At 67.0% G+C, this 22,672-nt stretch carries 19 protein-coding genes; 9 read left to right on the top strand and 10 right to left on the bottom strand.

All coding sequences use genetic code 11. From position 1 onward, the window contains the following. The first annotated feature begins 1 nt into the window (after position 1). Both HLH28_RS09360 and HLH28_RS09355 read left to right on the top strand, forming a co-directional pair. Positions 2–484, top strand: a complete 483-nt coding sequence (locus tag HLH28_RS09360; RefSeq protein ID WP_182958094.1) for a hypothetical protein — start codon at positions 2–4, stop codon at positions 482–484. After that, a complete protein-coding gene (locus HLH28_RS09355) occupies positions 481–1,077 on the top strand; it encodes an HAD family hydrolase (RefSeq protein ID WP_182958091.1) in 597 nt (198 codons plus the stop codon). The genes HLH28_RS09360 and HLH28_RS09355 overlap by 4 nt, the downstream gene beginning before the upstream one ends. A 17-nt stretch (positions 1,078–1,094) precedes the next feature. Here the strand turns inward: HLH28_RS09355 and HLH28_RS09350 are convergent, their stop codons facing one another. Together HLH28_RS09350 and HLH28_RS09345 are read right to left on the bottom strand one after the other, a co-directional pair. Next, positions 1,095–2,210, bottom strand: coding sequence for an AI-2E family transporter (locus tag HLH28_RS09350; protein ID WP_182958088.1), 1,116 nt, complete (start codon positions 2,208–2,210; stop codon positions 1,095–1,097). A gap of 223 nt (positions 2,211–2,433) precedes the next feature. Continuing rightward, complete coding sequence (locus HLH28_RS09345) at positions 2,434–4,314, bottom strand: ATP-binding cassette domain-containing protein (protein WP_182958084.1); 1,881 nt, start codon at positions 4,312–4,314, stop codon at positions 2,434–2,436. Between the two features lie 161 nt (positions 4,315–4,475). Here HLH28_RS09345 and ndk point away from each other — a divergent pair, with 161 nt between their 5' ends. Next, positions 4,476–4,898: a nucleoside-diphosphate kinase gene (gene ndk / locus HLH28_RS09340; RefSeq protein WP_182958081.1), complete on the top strand. Its 423-nt coding sequence runs from the start codon at positions 4,476–4,478 to the stop codon at positions 4,896–4,898. Between the two features lie 86 nt (positions 4,899–4,984). On the opposite strand, the gene purN is transcribed toward ndk, so the two are convergent. Together purN and purM are read right to left on the bottom strand one after the other, a co-directional pair. Further along, complete coding sequence (purN, locus tag HLH28_RS09335) at positions 4,985–5,620, bottom strand: phosphoribosylglycinamide formyltransferase (protein WP_338029696.1); 636 nt, start codon at positions 5,618–5,620, stop codon at positions 4,985–4,987. Positions 5,621–5,624: 4 nt separating this feature from the next. Continuing rightward, a complete protein-coding gene (gene purM / locus HLH28_RS09330) occupies positions 5,625–6,722 on the bottom strand; it encodes a phosphoribosylformylglycinamidine cyclo-ligase (RefSeq protein WP_182958075.1) in 1,098 nt (365 codons plus the stop codon). Positions 6,723–6,853: 131 nt separating this feature from the next. Here purM and HLH28_RS09325 point away from each other — a divergent pair, with 131 nt between their 5' ends. The 4 genes from HLH28_RS09325 to HLH28_RS09310 all read left to right on the top strand — a co-directional run bounded on the left by HLH28_RS09325 (position 6,854) and on the right by HLH28_RS09310 (position 12,370). Beyond that, a complete protein-coding gene (locus HLH28_RS09325; protein ID WP_182958072.1) occupies positions 6,854–7,618 on the top strand; it encodes a P-loop NTPase family protein in 765 nt (254 codons plus the stop codon). Positions 7,619–7,823: 205 nt separating this feature from the next. Next, positions 7,824–9,989, top strand: a complete 2,166-nt coding sequence (locus HLH28_RS09320; RefSeq protein ID WP_246395881.1) for an RNA degradosome polyphosphate kinase — start codon at positions 7,824–7,826, stop codon at positions 9,987–9,989. 78 nt (positions 9,990–10,067) lie between these two features. Beyond that, positions 10,068–11,558 carry a Ppx/GppA family phosphatase gene (locus tag HLH28_RS09315; RefSeq protein WP_182958067.1) on the top strand — a complete coding sequence of 497 codons (1,491 nt, stop codon included), beginning with the start codon at positions 10,068–10,070 and terminating at the stop codon, positions 11,556–11,558. Beyond that, entirely contained in the window at positions 11,555–12,370 is an 816-nt protein-coding gene (locus HLH28_RS09310) for a CDP-diacylglycerol diphosphatase (protein WP_182958064.1), read from the top strand. The genes HLH28_RS09315 and HLH28_RS09310 overlap by 4 nt, the downstream gene beginning before the upstream one ends. 50 nt (positions 12,371–12,420) lie before the next feature. On the opposite strand, the gene HLH28_RS09305 is transcribed toward HLH28_RS09310, so the two are convergent. From HLH28_RS09305 to HLH28_RS09280, 6 genes are all read right to left on the bottom strand, one after another. After that, entirely contained in the window at positions 12,421–13,911 is a 1,491-nt protein-coding gene (locus HLH28_RS09305) for an NCS1 family nucleobase:cation symporter-1 (RefSeq protein WP_182958061.1), read from the bottom strand. A gap of 64 nt (positions 13,912–13,975) precedes the next feature. After that, positions 13,976–15,289 carry an aspartate aminotransferase family protein gene (locus tag HLH28_RS09300; protein ID WP_182958057.1) on the bottom strand — a complete coding sequence of 438 codons (1,314 nt, stop codon included), beginning with the start codon at positions 15,287–15,289 and terminating at the stop codon, positions 13,976–13,978. Between the two features lie 150 nt (positions 15,290–15,439). Further along, complete coding sequence (locus tag HLH28_RS09295) at positions 15,440–16,723, bottom strand: M20 family metallo-hydrolase (protein WP_182958054.1); 1,284 nt, start codon at positions 16,721–16,723, stop codon at positions 15,440–15,442. Between the two features lie 47 nt (positions 16,724–16,770). Continuing rightward, positions 16,771–18,051, bottom strand: coding sequence for an NAD-dependent dihydropyrimidine dehydrogenase subunit PreA (gene preA, locus HLH28_RS09290; RefSeq protein WP_182958051.1), 1,281 nt, complete (start codon positions 18,049–18,051; stop codon positions 16,771–16,773). A gap of 3 nt (positions 18,052–18,054) precedes the next feature. Next, entirely contained in the window at positions 18,055–19,413 is a 1,359-nt protein-coding gene (locus HLH28_RS09285; protein ID WP_182958049.1) for an NAD(P)-dependent oxidoreductase, read from the bottom strand. A gap of 159 nt (positions 19,414–19,572) precedes the next feature. After that, on the bottom strand, positions 19,573–20,250 hold the full coding sequence (locus HLH28_RS09280; protein WP_182958046.1) for a TetR/AcrR family transcriptional regulator: 678 nt from the start codon (positions 20,248–20,250) through the stop codon (positions 19,573–19,575). Positions 20,251–20,408: 158 nt separating this feature from the next. Between HLH28_RS09280 and hydA the strand changes: the two genes are divergently transcribed. Beyond that, the gene (gene hydA / locus HLH28_RS09275; protein WP_182958043.1) at positions 20,409–21,842 is read left to right on the top strand and encodes a dihydropyrimidinase; all 1,434 of its coding nucleotides are present in this window, start codon (positions 20,409–20,411) and stop codon (positions 21,840–21,842) included. Next, positions 21,842–22,564, top strand: a complete 723-nt coding sequence (locus tag HLH28_RS09270) for an HAD family acid phosphatase (RefSeq protein WP_182958041.1) — start codon at positions 21,842–21,844, stop codon at positions 22,562–22,564. The genes hydA and HLH28_RS09270 overlap by 1 nt, the downstream gene beginning before the upstream one ends. Positions 22,565–22,672 lie beyond the last annotated feature (108 nt).

Below are 22,672 nucleotides of genomic sequence, written 5' to 3'. Positions count from 1 at the left end.
CATGAAACGGGAAACGGCATATCTGCTGGGCTTCCTGGCGATCACAGTCGGTACCTCGGCGGTGTTGTGGTCGTTCGCGGTTCCGAATTTCCGGCCGCTCAATTTCCCGCGGATGACGGCGGGCACCATCAGCGTCGGCCCCATGCGGACCCAGCGCGTGCTGTCGGCCAACGAAATCCGGACGGTCAATGACTGGCTGGACCATCATCATGGCGGCTGGGGGCCGCTGGGCCAGACGCCGCCGTCCAGCGGCGACGCGACGATGGTGCTGACGGCGGATCGCCCGGCCGGGCCGGACGGCAAGGCGGCGCCGTACACCATCACCCTCTGGACCGGAATCAGCGCCGCGGACTGGAACGATACCGTTTTCCTGGAAGACAGGCCGGGCAGCGTGATCCGGATCCAGAAATTCCCGGACCGCGATTTCGCCACCCTGCGCCGCATGGTGGACCAGCAGCCCTATGAACGGTCCGCCTTCCCATGATCGTCGTCCCCTCGGATACAGGGGCGCTGATCTTCGATTGCGACGGCACCCTGGTCGATACGCTGCCGTTGTACCTGCGCGCGTGGCTGGGCGCCTTCGACACGGTCGTCGGCCATTCCGTGGCGCCGGACTGGTTCCGGGGCCGGGGCGGCCTGTCGGAACAGATGGTGCTGGACGTGCTGGAGGCCGAGATCGGCCGTGCGGTCGACCGCACGGCCGTTGTGCGCGCGGCACGTGCCGGTGCGCTGGCGGACATGGGCAGCCTGACTGAAATCGCGGTCGTCGCGAATGTCGCGCGCCGCTTCCGGACGGTACTGCCGATGGCGGTCGCCTCCAGCGGATCGCGCGAAGTCGTGACCGCGTCGCTGACCCGCACCGGCTTGCTGTCGCTGTTCGATACCGTGGTCACGATCGACGACGTGGCCCGGCCGAAACCCGCGCCCGACCTGTTCATGGAGGCCGCGCGACGGCTGGGCGTTTCCCCCGCCGCCTGCCTGGTGCTGGAAGACAGCACCGAAGGCCTGGCCGCCGCCGCGCATGCCGGCATGCGCGGCCTGGACGTCCGGCCGTTCCTTCCCTCGTCCGGGGGCTGAATTTCAGGCGCGACAGGTCATACCCGGTCCTCGTCGTTCAGCTTGGGCGTCGCCTCGTCCATGACGGCCAGCAGCGCGGCGGTGAGGGGAGAGGCCAGGATCAGTCCGGGCATGCCCAGGATCGTGCCGAAGACCGTCTGTGACAGGATGGTCAGGCCGGGCGGCATCTGCACCGCATGCCGCTGGATAAGGGGCGCCATCACATTGCCTTCGAAGAACTGGATGGCGCCATACAGGGCCGCGACCATCACCCCTTCGCGCGTTCCCTGGGAGAAGCCCAGCAGGATGGCCGGGACAGCGCCGATGAACGCGCCGATATAGGGGATGAAATTGGCCAGCCCCGCGACGATCCCCAGCGCCAGGGCCAGGGGTACGCCGATGAACCACAGGCCCAGCGAGGACAGGATACCCACCACCAGCATGTCCAGCGCCTGGCCCGCCGTCCAGGCCCACAGCGTCCGCCCGGCCGTCAGCAGCAGCGTGCGCGCCAGCGGACGATGCGTCGGCGGGATCAGGCGTAGCGCGCCATTGACGTAAAGCGTCGGTGCCAGCGCGAAATAAAGGCCCGCGATCAGGATCACCGCCAGCGTGCCCGCCGCACCGAAAGCCGATGACAGGAAGCCCGTCATCGACCCGGCGATCCGCGTCCCCATGCCGCTGTCGCCGCCTTCGGCCTGGTTTCCGCCGAGCGATTGCGGCAGATGGTCCAGCACCGTTCTGCCCAGCGAGCTGGCATTCAACTGATCGCGCAGGGAATGGGCCTGGGTCGTCAGGGCGACGCGCAGCCGCGTCGCCTGTTCGGAGATGGCTGGACCGCTGCTCCACAACACGCCGCCGATCGCGGCCAGCAGGGCGACAACCACCAGGCTCAGGGCCAGCCAGTACGGCAGGCGCATGCGTCGTTCGACGATGGCGGCCAGATTATGCAGGATGACCGCCATCAGCGTCGCGGCGAACACGACCATCAGCACGTCGCCGATCAGCCAGATCGAGACGACCAGGACGGTCAGAAGGATGGTGATCTGCAACAGCTGATGAATTCTGCCGAGTTGCACCGCCCGAGCGTCTTCCTCCGGTTCGGGGTGGAGAGGCGGCGTGGCAGGCCGGGAATTCGTCGCAGGGGAAAGGGTCATGAGGCATCCGGATTGGGGGCGGGAGCAGATGGTAGGCATATCCGCCGGCCTTCGTCGATTCCATCGATGTGCCGGCCTTGTGCCGACAACATGATGATAAGTGCCGGATATAACGACGTGACCGCCGCCAGCCGGCAACGGCATCCTGGATCGGATTGGTAAACGAAAAGGCATACGCGATGAACGCCGGGGCCGAAGCGTGCGCGCCCGTGGGGCATTTCGCCTATTCGGCGACGCTCTCCTCGATCGCGGCCTCGGCCTCCAGCCATTCCTCCTCGGCCTGCGCTTCTTCACGCCCGATGGCGGCCAGCCGGGTATTGATCGACGTGACCTCGTCCGCGCGGCCGGCCGCATACAGCGCGGGGTCCGCGAGCCGCGCCTCCAGCCGCGCGCGTTCGCCGGCCAGGCCGGCCATCCGGGTCTCGGCATCGCGGGCCTTGCGGCGCAGGGGGGCGATGGCCTTGCGGGCCTCGGCACGTTCCCGCCGGTCCTCGCGCTTGGGCGCGGGTGCGGCGGCCGACGGGCGGGATGCCGCCCGGGCGCGTTCCGTCAGCCAGACGCGATATTCCGCCATGTCGCCCTCGAACGGACGGACGGTGCCGTCGCCCACCAGCCAGAGCCGGTCGGCCACCAGTTCGACCAGGTGCGGATCGTGGCTGATCAGCAGGACGGCCCCCTCGAACTCGGCCAGGGCGCGGATCAGGGCTTCGCGCGCATCCAGGTCCAGATGGTTCGTCGGTTCGTCCAGGATCAGCAGATGCGGCGCGTCGCGCGTTGCCAGCGCCAGCAGCAGCCGGGCCTTCTCGCCCCCCGACAGGTCCCGGGTCACGGTATCGGCGCGGTCCGCATCCAGCCCGAAGCGGGCCAGTTGCGCGCGCACGGCCGTCTGCGGCGCCTTGGGCATCGCACGGGCCATGTGATCGACCGGGGTTTCGTCGGGCAGCAATTCCTCGGCCTGATGCTGCGCGAAATAGCCGACGCGCAGGCGCGGACTGTGCGACACCGTGCCGCGCATCGGCGCCAGCCGTCCGGCGATCAGCTTGGCGAAGGTGGATTTGCCGTTGCCGTTCGCGCCCAGCAGGGCGATCCGGTCCTCCATGTCCAGCCGCAGCGACAGGTCCGACAGGATCGGACGGGCGTCGTATCCCACCGACACCCGGTCCAGCACCAGCATCGGCGGCGGCAGGGGGGAGGGTTCGGGAAAGGCGAAACGGGTCGGCGCATCCTCGACCACCGTATCGATGACCGGCAGCTTCTCCAACGCCTTCAACCGGGCCTGGGCCTGCCGCGCCTTGGTGGCCTTGGCCCGGAAGCGGTCGACGAAGGATTGCATGTGCGCCCGCTGGGCCGCGATCCGTTCCGCCGCACGGGCCTGCTGCAGGGCCTGTTCCGTGCGGATGCGGACGAATTCGCTGTAGCCCCCGGGCGTCAGGGACAGCTTGCGCTGGTCCAGATGGACGATGGCGTCCACCGCGCGGTCCAGCAGGCCCCGATCGTGACTGACGATCAGCGCGGCGCCGGCAAACCGGGCCAGCCAGTTTTCCAGCCAGATCGTGGCTTCGAGATCCAGATGGTTCGTCGGCTCGTCAAGCAGCAGCAGGTCGGGGTTGAGGAACAGCGCGGTCGCCAATGCCACGCGCATCCGCCACCCGCCGGAAAAATCCGATACCGGGCGCGCCTGCGCGTCGCTGTCGAACCCCAGGCCGGACAGGATGGTCGCGGCCCGGGACGGTGCGCTGTCGGCGCCGATCGCGCGCAGGCGTTCATGGATGTCGGCCAGCCGGGCGGGATCGCGCGCGCGGTCGGCCTCGGCCAGCAGGGCGGTCCGTTCGGCATCGCCGGCCAGCACCGTGTCCAGCAGGTTGGCGTCGCCGGACGGCGCCTCCTGGCGGATCCGCGCCATGCGTGCCCGCGACGACAGGTGGATGGAGCCCCCGTCCGGAGCGATGTCCCCTGCGATGGCGGCCAGCAGCGTGGATTTTCCAGCACCGTTGCGGCCGACCAGGCCGATCTTGCGTCCGGGATCGACGGTCAGGCTGGCGGCATCCAGCAGCGTGCGGCCGGCGATGCGCAGGGTCAGGTCGGAGATGACGAGCAGGCTCACGGACCGGTGGCTCCAGGAATATGCGGCAAAGGGCTAGGATTCATGACGCTGTACCTACCAGTCTCCGGGAATATGCTCTAGATGGCGCGCGCAAGGGGCGCCGGTCCGGACGGGCAGGGGGTCCTGGCGACGTATTTCGAGAAGCAAGAAGGAGCCACCCCATGGCGACCGAACGTACCCTGTCGATCATCAAGCCGGACGCGACCCGGCGCAACCTGACGGGCAAGATCAATGCGGTGTTCGAGGAATCGGGCCTGCGGATCGTCGCGCAGAAGCGCGTGCAGCTGACCGAGGCCGTGGCCGGCGCATTCTACGCCGTGCACAAGGATCGCCCGTTCTTCGGTGACCTGGTGTCCTTCATGGTCTCCGGCCCGGTCGTGCTGCAGGTCCTTGAAGGCGAGAACGCCGTCCTGAAGCACCGCGACGTCATGGGCGCCACCGACCCGAAGAAGGCCGCGCCGGGCACCGTCCGCGCCGAGTTCGCCGAGAGCATCGAGGCAAATTCGGTCCATGGCTCGGACAGCCTGGAGAACGCCACGAACGAGATCGCGTTCTTCTTCGCGCAGACCGAGATCCTGCCCTGATCCGTCCCTGGTCCGTGCCGCACGGCGCGGCCCATCGACATGGAAAAGGCCGCCCCGGTCGGGGCGGCCTTTTCCATGCGTGATCCCTACAGGAACAGCAGGCTCTCCGTGGCCGGGTCATCCGCGCCGTCGGGGTCCAGGATTTTGCGCAACGCCGCCGGATACAGATGATGCTCCTGCCGCAATACGCGGGCGGCCAGTCGGTCGGGTGTGTCGTCGGCGTGCACGGGGACGGCGGCCTGGCCGATGATCGGTCCGTCATCCATGATTTCGGTGACCAGATGCACGGTGCAGCCATGCAGCTTCACCCCGGTGGCCAGCGCGCGCTCATGCGTGTGCAGGCCGGGAAAGGCGGGGAGCAGGCTGGGATGGATGTTCAGCATCCGTCCGGACCATGCCCCGGTCAGGAACGGGGTCAGCAGGCGCATGTAGCCGGCCAGACAGACCAGTTCGACCCCAGCCTCGCGCAGCATCGCATCGATGGCGCGTTCATGCGCTTCACGGTCACCACGGAAGGGGCGGTGATCGACCGAAGCGGTCCGCAGCCCGGCGGCCTGCGCCACGGCCAGGCCGGGGGCGTCCGGTCGGTTGCTGAGCACCAGGGCGATGCGGGCCGGGAAATCCGGTGCGGCGCAGGCGTCGATCAGGGCGCGCATGTTGCTGCCGCGCCCGCTGATCAGGATCGCGATGGGGCGTTTCGTGGCCCGCCGGTCGTGCGTCACGGGGTCAGCCGGCAAAATCGGGCCGGGTGGTGAAGCGCAAGCCCGCCGCCGACCCATCGGCTCCGGCCTCCAGATGGCCGATCACGTAGGCTTCCTCGCCCAGTTCCGCCAGGCGACGCATTGCGGCGTCCCCGTCGCGGGCGATCAGGACCATGCCGATGCCGCAATTGAAGACCTTCAGCATTTCGTCGGCATCCACCTGTCCGGCCTGCGCCAGCCAGCGGAAGACTGGCGGAATGGACCAGCTTGCGCCATCGACCACGGCCGTCACGCCCGCCGGCAGGACGCGCGGCAGGTTTCCCGGCAGGCCACCGCCGGTGATATGGGCGGCGCCCTGCACCAGCCCCTGGCGATGCAGATCCAGCACGGTCTTCACGTACAGCCGCGTGGGCGTCATGAGCGCCTGTGCCAGCGTGGGCGCCTTGGCCGCCTTATCCGTGAAGGGACATGGGACGTCCCAGCCCAGGCCCGTCTGCCTGACGATCGCCCGCACCAGCGAGAACCCGTTGGAATGCACGCCGCTGGAGGGCAGCCCGATCAGCGTGTCGCCGGCGCGGATGTCGGCGGGCAGCAGGGCGGTGCGTTCCGCCGCGCCGACCGAGAATCCGGCCAGGTCATAATGCCCGGCACCATACATGCCCGGCATTTCAGCGGTCTCGCCGCCCACCAGGGCGCAGCCCGATTCACGGCAGCCCTCGGCGATTCCGCGCACGACCTTGGCCGCATCGGCCACCGCCAGGCGGCCCGTGGCGAAATAATCCAGGAAGAACAGGGGTTCCGCCCCCTGCACCACCAGGTCGTTCACGCACATCGCCACCAGGTCGATGCCGACCGTTTCGTGCAGGCCGCTTTCGATGGCCACCATCAGCTTGGTGCCCACGCCGTCGGTGCAGGACACCAGCACCGGATCGGTGAACCCCGCGGCCTTGAGGTCGAACAGGGCGCCAAAGCCGCCCAGCCCGCCCATGGTGCCGCGCCGGTCGGTGGCCTTCGCCGCCGGCTTGATCGCGTCGACCAGCGCGTCACCGGCCTCGATATCCACGCCCGCGTCGCGGTAGGTGGCGCCGGTTCCGGGCGAAGGGGTCAGGGGGGCGGAGGTCATGCTGGTCGGGCCTTCGTCGTCAGGATGCCCCGGATGTCGACCCGCCGGTGCGGTGGGGGTCGAAGAATGAGGCAAGGTAAGGTAAACGGTCTCCGGGTTCCTTTACGGCAGGCGGGGCGGCACGCAAAGCAGTGGTTGAATGGACGGCACAGAATAAGCACGAAACCGCCGGACGGGCCCCGTCCGGACAGCTTGTCCTGCCCTTCGCGCATGCGGCGCGCTTCACCCGCGCGGATTTCGTGGCGGCGCCGTCGAATGGCACGGCGCGGGCCTGGTTGCTGGGCCAGACCGAATGGCCGGAGCACCGGCTGGCGATCTGGGGTGCAGCCGGCACCGGCAAGACCCATCTGCTGGAGGTCTGGGCCCAGGATCGCGGCGCCGTCCTGCTGGCGGGCCGGGCCATCGACGAATCCACCGTGGGACGCCTGTTCGGCGGCGACAGCCAGCCGCCGGTCCAGGCTATCGCGGTGGACGACGCCGATGGTTATGCCGACCGCCGGGCCATGCTGCATCTTCTGAATGGCGCACGGGAACATGCCGTACCCGTCGCCTTGGCAGCCCGCCTGTCACCCGCGCGATGGGGGGTGGACCTGCCCGACCTGGCCAGCCGACTGCGCGCAACCATGGCGGTGGAGGTCCGGCAGCCCGAGGATTCGCTGTTGCGGATCCTGCTGCTGCGCCATCTGGCGGAACGCCAGATCGTGGTTACCCAGCCGGTAACGGACTGGCTGCTGCGCCGCCTGCCGCGGACGGCGTCTTCGGTCCGGGAGGCCGCGATTCGCCTGGATCATGCAGGGCTTGTCTCGGGCAGGGGGGTTACCCGCGCGGTCGCGATGACGGTGCTGCGGGACATGCTGGCACATGATACGGGGCCGGGCGTCGCCGTCGCGGACTGACCGATATTCTTCATGATGCGCCGCGTTGGCAACATCCGCGGTTCATGGCTAAATCTGGCAAAGCACGGCGGATCCGGGGCAGGAGACAGGATTGACAAAACCGACGGGGAAATCCCCAGCGCGGCCACCGGCCGGGCGCACGGTTCGCAAGCGGACGACGACCACATCGCCGGCACGACACCGCGCCGCCACGAAAGGCACGACAATGTCGCCGCCGCCGATCGATATCCAATCCCCTGCGCGGTTCATCAATCGCGAACTGTCCTGGCTGGATTTCAACCAGCGCGTGGTCGAAGAGGCCGACAATCCCCGCAATCCCTTGCTGGAGCGCCTGCGCTTCCTGTCGATCAGCGCGGGCAATCTCGACGAATTCTATTCCGTCCGTGTGGCCGGCCTGGTCGGGCAGGTGCGCGAGGGGCTGGTCGCCAGTTCGCCCGACGGCCTGACACCTGGCCAGCAACTGGCGGCGGTGCGCGCGCGGACCGCCCGCCTGCTGCGCGAACAGCAGCGGATATGGAAGGACCTGCGGGGGCATCTGGCCGATGCCGGGATCGTGCTGTGCGACCTGGACAGCATGAACGACGCCGACCGCGAGTGGCTGGATACCTGCTTCATGGACCGGGTCTTTCCTGTCCTGACGCCGCTGGCCATCGATCCGGCCCATCCGCTGCCGTTCATTCCCCACATGGGGCTGGCCCTGTCCCTGCGGCTGATGAGCGCGGATACCGGCCGCTTCGTCATGAGTGCGATGATCCTGCTGCCGGCGCAGATCGAACGTTTCGTCCGCCTGCCGGCGTCGCTGTCGCCAGAGGGGGGCGCGCGGTTCATCCTGCTGGAAAACCTGATCGCCCTGTGCATCGGCCGGCTGTTTCCGGGCCTGGTCGCCGGGGAATGGGGCGTCCTGCGGGTGATTCGCGACACCGACGTGGAGTTCGAGGACGAGGCCGAGGACCTGGTCCGTTCCTACGAAACCGCCCTGAAGCGCCGCCGGCGGGGCGTCGTCATCCATCTGGACATAGATTCGCGGATGCCGGCCGACCTGGGCCAGGCGGTCGCGACCGACCTGGACGTTCCGCCCGACGAGGTGGAAATCCAGCCCGGCCTGATCGGCGTGGTCGACCTGAAGCAGATGATCGGCGACGACCGGCCGGACCTGCTCTTCCCCCCCTATGCGCCGCGCTTTCCCGAACGGATCATCGACTACGGTGGGGATTGCTTCGCCGCCATCCGGGCGAAGGACATGATCGTCCACCATCCGTTCGAAAGCTTCGACGTCGTCATCCAGTTCCTGCGCCAGGCGGCGCTGGACCCGGCGGTGGTCGCAATCAAGCAGACATTGTACCGCACCTCGCGCGACAGCCCGATCGTCAAGGCGCTGATCGAGGCGGCGGAGGCCGGAAAGTCGGTCACCGCCATGGTGGAGCTCCGCGCCCGCTTCGACGAGGAGGCGAACATCCGCCTGGCCCGCGCGCTGGAGGCCGCGGGCGTCCAGGTCGTATTCGGGTTCGCCGACCTCAAGACCCATGCCAAGCTCAGTCTCGTCGTCCGGCGCGAGGGCGGGTCCCTGCGGTCCTACGCCCATTTCGGAACGGGGAATTATCACCCGATCACCGCGCGGATCTATACGGACCTGTCGTTCTTCACCTGCGATCCCGAACTGGCCCGTGATTCCGCCCGCCTGTTCAATTACATGACCGGCTATGCACTGCCCACGCGGATGGAAGCCATCGCCTTCTCGCCGGTCACGATCCGCCGGACATTGGAAGAACTGATCCAGGCGGAAATCGACCATGTCCGCGCCGGACGTCCGGGGCAGATCTGGCTGAAGATGAATTCGCTGGTCGATCCGGACCTGATCGACCGGCTGTATCGGGCCTCCTGCGCCGGGGTGCGAATCATGGGCATCGTGCGCGGCATCTGCTGCCTGCGCCCCGGCGTGCCCGGACTGTCGGAAAATATCCGCATCAAATCCATCGTCGGACGGTTCCTGGAACATTCCCGGGTCTTCGCCTTCGGCGATGGCCACCGCCTGCCGTCGCGTCACGCCAAGCTGTACATATCGTCGGCCGACTGGATGGTGCGGAACATGGACTGGCGGGTCGAAAGCATGGTGCCGATGCGCGATCCCACGGTGCATGCCCAGGTCCTGGACCAGATCATGGTGACGGACCTGAAGGACAACCTGCAATCGTGGATCCTGCAGCAAAACGGTGTATGGAGACGGCTGGAACCGGGCGCGAAACCATTTTCGGCCCATGACTATTTCATGACCAATCCGTCCCTGTCGGGACGGGGGTTGGCCGCGCAGGACACCGCGATCCGTGTCAGCACGCCGATGCCCCGCCATCAGGACCGCATTCTCGATGATTGAGGAGGTCGCCATGACGCAGCTACCGACCCGCGCGCGCGCGAAGCCGACCCCCCGGGTTCCGACATGGCGACGGGTCCGATGACCGCCGCCACGCATCGCCGGTCGGCCGTCGTCGACCTGGGCTCGAACTCCGTGCGCCTGGTGGTGTTCGACGGGATTTCCCGCAATCCGATCTCCATCTTCAATGAAAAATCGGTCCTGCGGCTGGGGCGGGGGCTGAATGCGACGGGACGCCTGAACGAGGAAGGCGTGGGCATGGCGATGGAGGTCATGGACCGCTTCCACGCCATCGCCCGCGGCATGGATGCCGACCCGTTCGAGATCCTCGCCACGGCGGCGGTGCGCGACGCCTCCAACGGCCCGGAATTTGTCGCCGCCCTGCGCGCGCGCATGCCCGGCGTGCCCATCCGCATCCTGTCGGGCGAGGAGGAGGCGGATTATTCCGCCACCGGCGTGCTGTGCGGCCTGCCGGAGGCCGATGGGCTGGTCGCGGATATCGGCGGCGGATCGCTGGAACTGATCCGGCTGTCGGGTGGGCAGAAAATGGATGCCTGCACCCTGCGCCTGGGGGTTATCCGCCTGAATGACCGGGCCGGGGGAGACCTGCAGAAGGCGCGCAGCATCGCCGACGCCGACATCGCGCAGGTCGGGTGGCTGGACGACATGCGCGGTCGTCCGCTCTATCTGGTGGGCGGGGCGTTCCGGGCGCTGGCGCGGCTGCAGATCGCGCGCACGAATTATCCGCTCAATATCGTCCATCTCTATACGCTGGGCGACGAGGCCGCGCGCGAGATGAGCGACTGGATCGCCGGGTCGTCGCGCCGTGCACTGGAACGTCTGCCCGGGGCGCCACGCAAACGCCTGGAGGACGTGCCGTTCGCCGCGACTGTCCTGCGTCGCCTGATGCGCCGGATCCAGCCGAGCAGCCTGGTTTTCTGTGTCGATGGCCTGCGCGAGGGGTGGTACATGCGCCGCGTCGCGGCCTCGGTCGGCGGAATCGACCCGCAGGAAGCGGTTGCGCAGGAAATGTGTTCCCGCCTGGGGCGCAGTGAAACGCTGCCCGACCATCTGATGCACTGGACGGCACCGCTCTTCCCCAACGAGGAACAGATCGACCGGCGCCTGCGGCGCGCGGCGTGCCTGATGTCCGACATCGGTTCATACGACCACCCGGAATATCGGGCGGAGCAGACCTATCTGCGGGTCCTGCGAATGCAGGGCGTGGGGTTCGACCATCCGGCACGCGCGTTCGTGGCGCTGACGCTGGCAATCCGGTACGAAGCCGAACTGGGACACGCCTTCCTGCAACCGTCCCGGCAATTGCTGAACGATGCCCAGTTCCGGCGCGCCGTCGTACTGGGGCTGGCGCTACGCCTGGCCTACACCGTGTGCGGCGGCACCGAGGAACTCCTGGACGGGACGGGGATCGAAATCACGGACCAGGGTCTGGCGCTGCATCTGGCGGCGGGGCGGACCGTCGTGCGTGGCGAAAGCGTCCGCCGTCGCCTCGACCGGCTGGGCGACATGCTGGGCCTGCCTGCCAGTATCATCGAAGGCGGGGCGGCATGAGGCGCGTCCTGCTGGCAATCGGCGTTCCCGGCCTGCTGGCGGCGGGGGTCCTGCTGACGGTAGCGCGGGCGAGCGGCCCGTATAAGGCGACGGAAAACCCGAACGTTCTCTGGACTATCGTGCATGATCGCTGCGTGCCCAACCAGATCGGGGAAAACACGCCCGCACCCTGCGCGGTGGTCGATACCGATCGGGGCTACGCGGTCCTGAAGGACAGGATCGGCCGCGCCCAGTATCTGGTGATCCCCACCGACCGCGTCACGGGAATCGAGGACCAGGCCCTGCTGGCGCAGGATACGCCCGATTATTTCGGGGCGGCATGGCATCAGATCGACCGGTCATTGGCCCGCCTGGGCCACACCATGCCGCGCGAAACAGTGGCGCTGGCGATCAATTCGAAATTCGGCCGGTCGCAGAATCAGTTGCATATCCATGTTGACTGTCTCGCCCCGAATATCCGGGTGGCGCTGCATTGGGCGCGGCAGAATATCGGGTCGGGATGGACGCCGCTGGTGCTGGATGGACATACCTATCGTGCCACGCGGATCGACGGGAACACGCTGGACGGAGCCTATCCGTTCCGCCGCCTGGCCGCCTCGCTGGCCGATCCGGTGCGCGAGATGGCGGAACATACCCTGGTCGTGGTCGGAACGGTGTGGCCCAACGGACATCCCGGTTTCATCCTGCTGGACGATGTGGTCAAGCCCTTGTCCGGCGACCGCGCATCGGGCGAGGAATTGCAGGATCATTCCTGTCATATCGCGGCGTTCGAACCGGGCCATCCGATCCGACCATCCGATCACCTCCTGTAGGAAACCCTGAATCCCGATCATAAATCAGCGGATCGGTTTCCAAGGGGCGATCACAATGTGGCGTTGGACAGGGACGCCGTGTCTTCGGTTCCATCCCACATGTCCTGGTCCTGACGGCGGGACAGGGCCAGGTACAATCCGGCGCCGACCGCCACGCCGATGAACCAGGACACGGCACTCAGCCCCCCCAGCCCGGGCACGACGTGACCGATGGACGCCATGCCGCCGCCGGCGACAAACGCGACCAGGGCAGGGGGATTCCAGCCTTTCCGCCCGGCATAGCGTCCATCGAGGCGATAGAGCGCCGCGACATCCAGGTTCTGTTTCCGTACTACGTAGAAATCGGCCAGCATGATGCCGGTCACTGGGCCCAGCATGCCGCCGATCAGGTCGAGCACGCGATAGATGCTGGCCGCCTGGTTGAACCACAGCCAGGGCATGAAGAAGATACCCAGCAGCAGCACCAGCCTTGCCGCGCGATGGAAATCCAGCCGGCGCGGCATCAGGTTCACCAGGTCGTACGACGCCGGCATGATGTTCGCGACGACATTGACCGACAGCGTCGCCAGCACCAGCGTCGCGCCGCCCAGGACCGTGATGACGGGGTAGTTGAGCGCCAGCAGCAGGTCGACCGGGTTCCAGATCGGATGTCCGAACAGGATGATCGTGGCCGATGTCGTAATGATCCCCATCGGGGTGAACACCAGCGCCGTGACCGGCAGGCCGATGGCCTGACCGACCACCTGGTCGCGTTCCGACCTGACGAAGCGGGACAGGTCGGGAATGTTGACGGCGAACGTCGCCCAGATCCCGATCATTCCAGTCACGCCCATCGCGAAGGTGGACCAGAAGGCCGCCCCATGAAGGCGCGACGGCTGGGCGAACAGCGGCCCCAGACCGTGCCCGACATGCAGCCCCCAGATCGTGGCCAGAAGCCCCACCAGGATCACGAGCGGCCCTGCCACCAGTTCGAAATTGCGGATGCGGTGCACCCCGTGGCTGACGATCCAGGCATGCAGCGCCCAGACCATGGCCATCGCCACCCAGGTGCGGGCCTGCATACCAAGGAACGGCGCCGTCATGCCCGCCCAGGCGCCGCTGAGTGTCGACATCACGGCGTCCACAGCCTGCGCCGCGGCATAGGCCTGCACCGAAAACCAGAATACCGCGCAGAACCCCCGCAGCACGACCGGGACCTGTGCGCCGTACGGCCCGAACGCCGAACGGATCAGGACGCAGAACGGAATGCCGTATTTCGTGCCCGCGCGTGCGTTGAACCACATGGCGACGAACAGGACGGCATAGGCGACCGCCACGATCTCCAGGCATTCCCAGGCCGAGAACCCCAGGGCCATCAACCCCGACGCCGCTTCATAGACCACGATGTTGTGGACCATGCCCATCCACACCGTCGCCATGTTGACCCAGCTCCAGTCCCGGCGCCCGGCGGGAACGGGCGCCAGGTCCGCGTTGTACAGGGCGGGATCGTAGCCGGGCGGCAGGTCGGAGGGTGTCTCTGCGGTCGCGGGCGCTGCTGTCATATCGGGGCCTCGGTCAGGGATCGGCCAGGGACGGGTCGTGGGGGACGGGTCTTCGTCCACGTGGTCATTCGACCGCGCGGATGATGTCCGACAGGGTGCCGAACAACTGGTCGATCTGCGATTTCTCGATGATCAGGGGCGGCGAGACCGCGATCACGTCGCCGGTATAGCGGACGAGAACGCCCTGGCGGAACGCCCGGTCGAAGACCTCGTACGCACGCGCGCCCACGGTACCGGGACGGGATTCCAGCTCGATTCCGGCGACGAGGCCCACATTTCGGATGTCGATGACATGCGGCAGGCCGCGCAGGGCATGGACGGCATCCTCGAAATACGGGGCGATGTCGCCCGCGCGCTCGAACAGATTTTCCTCGGCATAGGTGTCCAGGGTGGCGATGGACGCGGCGCAGGCGACGGGGTGACCCGAATAGGTATAGCCGTGCGGCAGTTCGATCCCGGTCTCCGGCCCGTCCATGAAGGCGGCATACACATGTTCGCGCGCAATCGCGGCCCCCATCGGAATCGTGCCGTTGGTCACGCCCTTGGCGCAGGTCAGGATATCGGGCAGGACGCCGAACTTTTCAGCCGCGAAGGGGGTGCCGCCCAGGCGGCCGAAACCGGTGATGACCTCGTCGAAGATCAGCAGGATGCCGTACTTGTCGCAGATATCGCGCAGGCGCTTCAGATAGCCGACGGGCGGCGGCAGGACGCCGGTCGATCCGGCCATGGGTTCGACCATCACCGCGGCGATCGTCGACGGGTCGTGCAGGGCGACGATCCGCTCCAGATTGTCCGCCAGTTCCGCGCCATAGGCCGGCAGGCCGCGGGTAAAGGCGTTGCGTTCCATGTCCAGCGTGTGCGGCAGGTGATCAACCCCGGTCAGCAGCGATCCGTACAGTTTCCGGTTGCCGGAAATGCCGCCGACGGAAATGCCGCCGAAGCCCACGCCGTGATAGCCGCGTTCCCGCCCGATCAGTCGCGTGCGGGACGCATCTCCACGCACGCGATGATAGGCAATGGCAATCTTCAGCGCGGTATCGGCGGCCTCGGACCCCGAATTGCAGAAGAAGACGTGGTTCAGGTCGCCCGGCGCCAGGGCGGCAATGCGATCGGCGGCCGCGAAGCTCAGCGGGTGGCCCATCTGGAAGGTCGGCGCGAAATCCAGCGTCGCGATCGTTTTCTGCACCGCCTCGGTAATGCGGGGCCGGGCGTGGCCGGCATTCACGCACCACAGGCCGGCGCAGCCGTCCAGGACCTTCCGCCCGTCATCGGACGTATAGTACATGCCCTCGGCCGAAACCAGCATGCGGGGGGTCTTGCGGAACTGGCGATTGGCCGTGAACGGCATCCAGAACGCATCGTGGTTGCTCTGCGACATCGCGCACTCCATGCGAAAGATTTGATCAGGATCCACCCGGCACAGACGATCCTGTCGCGGTTCGGAAACCGTGACGAAGATGGAACATGTTCACCGCTCTGGACAGATGATTCTTTGAACCGGAGGCCGGTGTCGGGCCTGGCCCGCGGATCAGGCGTCCAGGCGCGCGTCGGCCTCCAGCACAGCCCGCAGCAGGACGTTGGCACCGGCGGTGACGTCGGCGGATTCGGCGCTTTCGGCCTCGTTATGGCTCAATCCCCCGGCGCAGGGGACGAAGATCATGGTCGTCGGCGTGATCCGCGCCATGTAGGCCGCGTCGTGCCCGGCGCCGGACACGATGTCGCGCGCGGGATAGCCGAACGATCCGGCAGCCCCGCGGACGGCGTCGATGCAGGCCGGATCGAAATGGACGGCAGGGGAATCCCACACCCGTTCCAGAACCATCTGCATGCCGCATTCGGCGGCGATGGCCGTCGCGCGATCGCGGAAGGCGGCCTCCATCCGTTCCACCACCGCATCGTCGGGGTCGCGCAGGTCGATGGTGAAGAAGACCTCGCCCGGGACGACATTGCGGCTGTTGGGCCGGTTTTCGATCAGTCCGACGGTGCCAACCGCGTCGGGGCCATGGGCGAGGGCGACTTCGTTCACCGCCTCGATCATCCGGGCGGCGGCCAGCAGGGCGTCGGCGCGCATCGTCATGGGCGTGCTGCCAGCGTGGGAATCCCGGCCGGTCAGCGTGACCTCATACCAACGCATGCCCTGGACGCCGGTGACGACGCCGATCGTCCTGTTTTCGGCCTCCAGGATCGGCCCCTGCTCGATGTGCAGTTCGAAATAGGCCGCAACCGGATGCTGCCCGCAGGGTTCGGTCCCGCGATAGCCGATGCCGACAAGCGCGTCCTCGAAGCGGATGCCGGTCCGATCAGTCTTGTCCAGGGCCTCCTGCTCGGTAAACACGCCGGCGAAGACGCCGGAGGACAGCATCGCCGGGGCGAAGCGGGCGCCTTCCTCGTTGGTCCAGTTGATCAGTTCGATGGGATGCCGGGTTTCATGCCCCGTGGCATGCAGGGCGCGCAGGACGGCGAGCCCGCCCAGGACGCCGACGATGCCGTCGAACTTGCCGCCGGTGGGCTGGGTGTCCAGATGGCTGCCCATCGTGATCGGCGGCAGGCTGTCGTCGGTACCCGGCCGGCGGGCGAACTGGTTGCCCATGGAATCATAGGTCACGGTGCAGCCCAGGGCCGCGCACGCCGCAATGAACCAGTCGCGGACCAGCCGGTCTTCCTCCGTCAGGGTCAGGCGCCGGATCCCGCCTTTCGGCGTGCCCCCGAAACGCGCGGTTTCCAGGATGTCGTTCCACAATGCCGTCCCGTCCACGGTGACATTGTCGCCGACCCGAAGGCCGCCCGTTCCGTTCGTATCGGTATCGTTCATCGTCCTGTCGTCGCTCCTGCTGGTCGCGCGTTCGTCCATGGCCAGGGTCAGCCGGCGTCGGCCATCTGTCCGCGCGTCGGATTGTTGGGATGCTCGGCCCATGTCTGCACCCCGTCCACCGGCTGCGGCATCATGGTAATACAATCATCCACAGGGCAGACATGGGCGCACAGGTTGCAGCCCACGCATTCCTCGTCGATGACCTCGTAACGGCGTTCGTCACCCGACCGGATCTTGGCGATCGCCTGGTGGGACGTATCCTCGCACGCGATGTGACACAGGCCGCACTTGATGCAGGCGTCCTGGTCGATGCTGGCAATCGTCCTGAATTTCAAATTGAGCTGGTTCCAGTGGACATAGCGCGGCAGCGCCTGCCCCCGAAGGTCGTCGAGCGCGGCATAGCCCTTTTCATCCATCCAGTTCGACAGGCCGTCGATCATGTCCTCGACGATCTTGAAACCGTAATGCATGGCTGCGGTGCAGACCTGCAGGCCCGTGGCCCCCATCGCCAGGAATTCCGCCGCGTCCCGCCAGGACGAGATGCCGCCGATCCCGGAAATGGGCAGGCCGGCCATTTCGGGGTCGCGGGCGACATCGCCCAGCATGCGCAGGGCGATCGGCTTGACGGCCGGCCCGCAATAGCCGCCATGCGTGCCCTGGCCGCCGACGACCGGCATGGGCGCCATGGCATCCAGATCGACGCCCACGATCGACTGGATCGTGTTGATCAGCGACACCGCATCCGCGCCGCCCCGGCGCGCCGCGCGGGCGGGGGCCAGAATGTTGGTGATGTTGGGGGTCAGCTTCACGATCACCGGCATGCGAGTGTACTGCTTGCACCAGCGCGTGACCATCTCGACATATTCCGGGACCTGGCCGACGGCGGAACCCATGTTCCGTTCCGACATACCGTGCGGACATCCGAAATTCAGCTCGATCCCGTCTGCGCCGGTGTCCTCGACCAGCGGCAGGATGGCTTTCCAGCTTTCTTCCTGGCAGGGCACCATCAGGCTGACCACGACGGCGCGATCGGGATAATCGCGCTTGACCGACCGGATTTCCGCCAGGTTGGTCGCCAGCGGCCGATCGGAAATCAGTTCGATATTGTTCAGCCCCGCCATCCGCGTGCCATTATAGCTGACAGCGCCGTAACGACTGCTGACATTGACGACCGGAGGGTCTTCGCCAAGCGTCTTCCACACCACGCCGCCCCAGCCGGCCTGGAAGGCACGGCGGACGTTGTATTCCTTGTCCGTCGGCGGGGCCGAAGCCAGCCAGAACGGGTTGGGAGAGCGGATGCCAGCAAGGATCGTGCGCAGGTCGGCCATGGTTCACGCCTTCTGGCTGAATGAAATGGACATCAGGTCGGCGTGTATCTGTTCGGCGATGTCGCGGCCGTCGCGGACCGCCGACACCGTCAGGTCGGGCCCGGGGGTGCAGTCGCCGCCGGCATAGACCCCCGGGACCGAGGTCCGGCCCGCGCCGTCCACCAGGATCCGGCCACCGGCCACGCTCACACCCGATCCGTCCAGCGGATCAGCGACGAAGACCTGTCCCACGGCCAGCAGGACCATGTCCGCCGCGATGGTGAAGGGCAGGCCGTCATAGACAGGCCGCCCGTCCGCGCCAGGGGCGCCCTGGGCGAACCCCACGCCGGTAACGGATCCGTCTGCGCCCAGGATGTGGGTGGGCGCGGCCCAGCGACGGATCGTTACCCCGTTGGTCTGCGCCCATTCCTGCTCGACAGGGGTGGCGGACATGTGATCGGCGCCGCGGCGATAGACCATGGTCACTTCGTCCGCGCCCAGGCGCCTGGCCTGCACGGCGGCATCGACGGCGGTGTTGCCGCCGCCGATGACCACCACCCGCCGGCCGACGGGAACGTCATCCTTGGTCGGGGAAGCGCGCAATGCCGCGATGAAATCGACGGCGCTGGCGACGCCGGCCAGATCCTGCCCGGCGAGGCCCGGCGAGCGGACGCCCGCGTGGCCCAGCGCCAGGACTACGGCATCATGGCTGTCGCGCAGCGCGGGCACCGTGATTTCCCGGCCCAGGCGATGATCGGGGTGCAGGACGATACCGCCGATCCCCAGCAGGAAATCGATTTCGCGCTGGGCGAAATCGTCGGCCAGCTTGTACGCCGCCACGCCGTATTCGTTCAGCCCGCCCGCCCTGGGCCGCGCATCATAGACATCGACATCGTGCCCATGCATCGCCAGCCGATGGGCGCAGGACAGGCCCGCCGGTCCCGCGCCGACGATGGCGATGCGACGGCCTGTCGCAGCCGCCCGTGCGAAGGGCTGGCCCCCATGGGCCATCTGCCAGTCCGTGGCATGGCGTTGCAGGGCGCCGATCTGGATCGGTCGGGCGTCCTGCGTGTTGCGCACGCATTTCTGTTCGCAAAGGATCTCGGTCGGGCAGACGCGGGCGCAGGATCCCCCCAGAATGTTGGATTCCAGGATCGTGCGGGCCGAGCCGCGCAGGTTGCCCGACGCGATCTTGTGAATGAAGGACGGGATGTCGATTCCGGTGGGACAGGCCTCGATACACGGGGCGTCATGGCAGAAATAGCATCGCTCTGCCTCGATGACCGCCTGGTTGGCCGTCAAAGGCGGGTGGGCGTCGGCGAAATTACGCGCCAGGACGTCGTCGGACAGGCGTGCAGCCGCGATATCGGGGGTCTGGTCCATGGGATCTCGCTCGATCTGGGTGCCCCATCCTAGGAACGATTTCGGCGATTGGGTAGCATAAAATCTGACCACATAGTCAGATTAGATAAAAAACCAAGCGGATATCGATCGATCGGAAGAAAAATGCTTCTCTTAGTGATTTAAAAATAATCACGATGATTAATTTTTAGCCGGGATGCATCCGCTCAGCACCAATGACGTTATGGTCGTCGCGGCGTCCTCGTAATCCTGGATTTCCATCGTGGCCTTGCCGAGGACCGCGACGATCTGGGCGTTCATGTCGGCATAGGTCTGCGTCATCGACCAGATGCAGAACATCAGGTGCGTGCTCGGAACCGGGCGCATCAGCCCGGCCCGCTGCCAGGCGGTGAAGACCTTGTCCAGGTTCTGGACATGAATGCGCAGCGAGGTGCCGAGAAACAAATTGATATGTGGCGCGCCCTGCAGAACTTCGTGCGCGAAGATGCGCGATGCATCGGGACGGTCGCGGGAAAAGGCGATCTTGGCGCGGATATAGCCTTCCAGCCCCTCACGCGGGGTGAGATCCTCGCGGATCCACAGGGTGGCGTCGTCCAGCCAGTCGACCAGGATGTTTTCCAGGACGGCGCGGTACAGATCTTCCTTGGTGCCGAAATAATAATGGATGTTCGCCTTGGGCAGGCCCGCCGCTGCCGCGATCGCGGCCATGCTGGTGCCCTTGTAGCCGTCCCGTCCAAAGAGATGTTCCGCCGCGCGGAAAATCTGCTGCATGCTGGCCCGACGCGGCGCGCCCGCCGGCTTGTCCTGCGACGGGAGCGGGGAAGTGGATTGGATCGGTAGGAGGCGGGCGTTGCTCATGTTCGCATCGTTCCGGCTTGGCCGTCCGCGCGCAAGTCGCAAACAGTTACAATTGCCCCGTAGTCGCGTCTGGCGGGCAGGCATGCATTTTGCTGGGGGATGGCCGGGAGATGATCGCGCATCGCCGATCGCCCGATATCGAGGAATGGAGGACTGACATGCTTCTGGTACGTGGTGGCACGGTCGTGACGGCGGAGCGCACCCTGCGGACGGACGTGCTCTGCGACGAGTCGGGGCGAATCACCGCCGTCGGCCCGTCGCTGGAGGCGCCCGCGAGATGCGACATCGTCGATGCCGGCGGATTGCTGGTCATGCCCGGCGGCATCGATCCGCATACGCATATGGAAATGCCCTTCATGGGATCGGTGGCCAGCGACGATTTCCAGACCGGCACCACCGCCGGCGTCGCGGGCGGGACGACGACCATCATCGATTTCGTTATCCCCGATGCCGGGACATCGCTGCTGGAGGCCTGGAAGGACTGGCGGGCGAAGGCCGAGAAGGCGGTTTCGGATTATTCGTTCCATGTCGCCGTCACCCATTGGGACGAACAGGTGCATCGCGACATGGGCACCCTGACCCGGGAATGCGGCGTCAACTCCTTCAAGCATTTCATGGCCTACAAGGGCGCGCTGATGGTCGATGACGGGGTGCTGCTGCGCTCGATCGGCCGGGCGCTGGAACTGGGCGCCCTGTGCAATGTGCATGCCGAAAACGGGGACGCCGTGGCGTACCTGCAGCAGGACCTGCTGCGCCGGGGCGTCACCGGACCCGAAGCCCATCCGCTGTCCCGGCCGCCGGCCGTGGAGGGCGAGGCCGCGCAGCGCGTGATCGCCATCGCCGGCCTGCTGGGCGCCCCGGTCTATATCGTCCATGTCTCGACGGAAGAGGCGACGGCCGCGATCGCCGCGGCGCGCGCACGTGGGCAACGGGTCTATGGCGAGGTCCTGGCCCAGCATCTGGTCATCGACGACAGCGTGTACGCCACCCCTGACTGGCTGGGCGCGGCGCAGCATGTCATGAGCCCGCCCTTCCGGCCGAAACACCATCAGGCAGCGCTGTGGGCAGGCCTGGCGTCCGGGCAGTTGCAGACGACGGCGACCGATCATTGCTGCTTCTGCGCCGGGCAGAAGCAGCAGGGGCGGACCGACTTCACCAGGATCCCCAACGGAACGCCCGGCATCGAGGACCGGATGAGCGTGCTGTGGCACCACGGCGTCCGGACCGGACGCCTGACGCCGGAGGAATTCGTCGCGGTCACGTCTACCAACACGGCCAGGATCTTCAACATCCACCCCCGCAAAGGCGCCATCGTGCCCGGCGCGGATGCCGATCTGGTGCTCTGGGACCCGGAGGCCAGCCGTACGGTGTCGGCGGCAACGCATCACCAGAATGTGGATTACAATGTCTATGAAGGCATGACCCTGACCGGGCTGGCCCGCCATACGATCAGCGGGGGCCGAATCGTATGGTCGGACGGCGACCTGCGCGTTACGCGCGGGGCGGGGCGCTATGTCGAACGACCGTGCTTCAGTCCGGACATGGCGGCACAGGCGAAACGGAATGTCACCCTGGGTGGATCCGTGATCTGATGCGCCTGCGGTTTGGAAGGCGATCGATCGCGGCGGCGTGCCTCGCCGGACTGCTGGGGGGATGCTGCGGCGTGATGCCGGCGCCCGTGGACGGCGCGGCGTCCAAGGGGCTGGTCAATGTCGGCGATGCCCGCGCGGCCGCGACGCACTATCACGACAGCGGCGCATATGACCGCGACCTTGTCCGGGTGGCCGATGCCGCACGCCGGTGGGTGGAAAAGCGGGCAGGACAGGTGTCTCATCCGGCACTGGTCCTGGATGTGGATGAAACGTCGCTATCGAACTGGCCGGTCATGAAGGCGGACGATTTCGCCTATATCCGATCCGGCGCCTGCGACAGCCTGCCCGCCGGCCCGTGCGGATATCTGGCGTGGGAAAACCGTGCCGAAGCCGTGGTCCTGCCCGGGACATTGACCCTGGTGCGTGCCGCACAAAGCCGTGGCGTGGCGATCTTCTTCGTCACCGGCCGTGGCGAAGCCGAGCGTGCCGCCACGGCCGCGAACCTGACGCATGCCGGCTATCGGGACTGGACGGGCCTGTATCTGCGCGCACCAGGCCGGCCGACACCGTCGGCCGCGGATTACAAGGCGCCGATCCGCGCGGTGATCGAGGCCCGGGGCTACACGATCATCGCCAACATGGGCGACCAGCCGTCCGACCTTGCTGGCGGGCATGCCGAGAGGACATTTCTTTTGCCCAATCCGTTCTATCGAATTAACTGACAGGTCGGGTCGCCTCGGGGGAGGCTGGTCCCAAAGCCCAGTTCCGGTTGTCTGTCTTGAGGGGGCAAGGCGGCCAGAACGTCCGAACATGAACGACGGAACCGAACG

It is taken from the genome of Gluconacetobacter tumulisoli (assembly GCF_014174155.1).
GTDB classification, from domain to species: domain Bacteria; phylum Pseudomonadota; class Alphaproteobacteria; order Acetobacterales; family Acetobacteraceae; genus Gluconacetobacter; species Gluconacetobacter tumulisoli.
This window is presented reverse-complemented; position numbering and strand designations above follow the sequence as displayed.

Coding starts and splice junctions, on each gene's coding strand:
- HLH28_RS09360 (WP_182958094.1), top strand. CDS start 2: ATGAAACGGGAAACGGCATATCTGCTGGGCTTCCTGGCGATCACAGTC.
- HLH28_RS09355 (WP_182958091.1), top strand. CDS start 481: ATGATCGTCGTCCCCTCGGATACAGGGGCGCTGATCTTCGATTGCGAC.
- HLH28_RS09350 (WP_182958088.1), bottom strand. CDS start 2,210: ATGACCCTTTCCCCTGCGACGAATTCCCGGCCTGCCACGCCGCCTCTC.
- ndk (WP_182958081.1), top strand. CDS start 4,476: ATGGCGACCGAACGTACCCTGTCGATCATCAAGCCGGACGCGACCCGG.
- purM (WP_182958075.1), bottom strand. CDS start 6,722: ATGACCTCCGCCCCCCTGACCCCTTCGCCCGGAACCGGCGCCACCTAC.
- HLH28_RS09320 (WP_246395881.1), top strand. CDS start 7,824: ATGTCGCCGCCGCCGATCGATATCCAATCCCCTGCGCGGTTCATCAAT.
- HLH28_RS09315 (WP_182958067.1), top strand. CDS start 10,068: ATGACCGCCGCCACGCATCGCCGGTCGGCCGTCGTCGACCTGGGCTCG.
- HLH28_RS09310 (WP_182958064.1), top strand. CDS start 11,555: ATGAGGCGCGTCCTGCTGGCAATCGGCGTTCCCGGCCTGCTGGCGGCG.
- HLH28_RS09305 (WP_182958061.1), bottom strand. CDS start 13,911: ATGACAGCAGCGCCCGCGACCGCAGAGACACCCTCCGACCTGCCGCCC.
- HLH28_RS09300 (WP_182958057.1), bottom strand. CDS start 15,289: ATGTCGCAGAGCAACCACGATGCGTTCTGGATGCCGTTCACGGCCAAT.
- HLH28_RS09295 (WP_182958054.1), bottom strand. CDS start 16,723: ATGAACGATACCGATACGAACGGAACGGGCGGCCTTCGGGTCGGCGAC.
- preA (WP_182958051.1), bottom strand. CDS start 18,051: ATGGCCGACCTGCGCACGATCCTTGCTGGCATCCGCTCTCCCAACCCG.
- HLH28_RS09285 (WP_182958049.1), bottom strand. CDS start 19,413: ATGGACCAGACCCCCGATATCGCGGCTGCACGCCTGTCCGACGACGTC.
- HLH28_RS09280 (WP_182958046.1), bottom strand. CDS start 20,250: ATGAGCAACGCCCGCCTCCTACCGATCCAATCCACTTCCCCGCTCCCG.
- hydA (WP_182958043.1), top strand. CDS start 20,409: ATGCTTCTGGTACGTGGTGGCACGGTCGTGACGGCGGAGCGCACCCTG.
- HLH28_RS09270 (WP_182958041.1), top strand. CDS start 21,842: ATGCGCCTGCGGTTTGGAAGGCGATCGATCGCGGCGGCGTGCCTCGCC.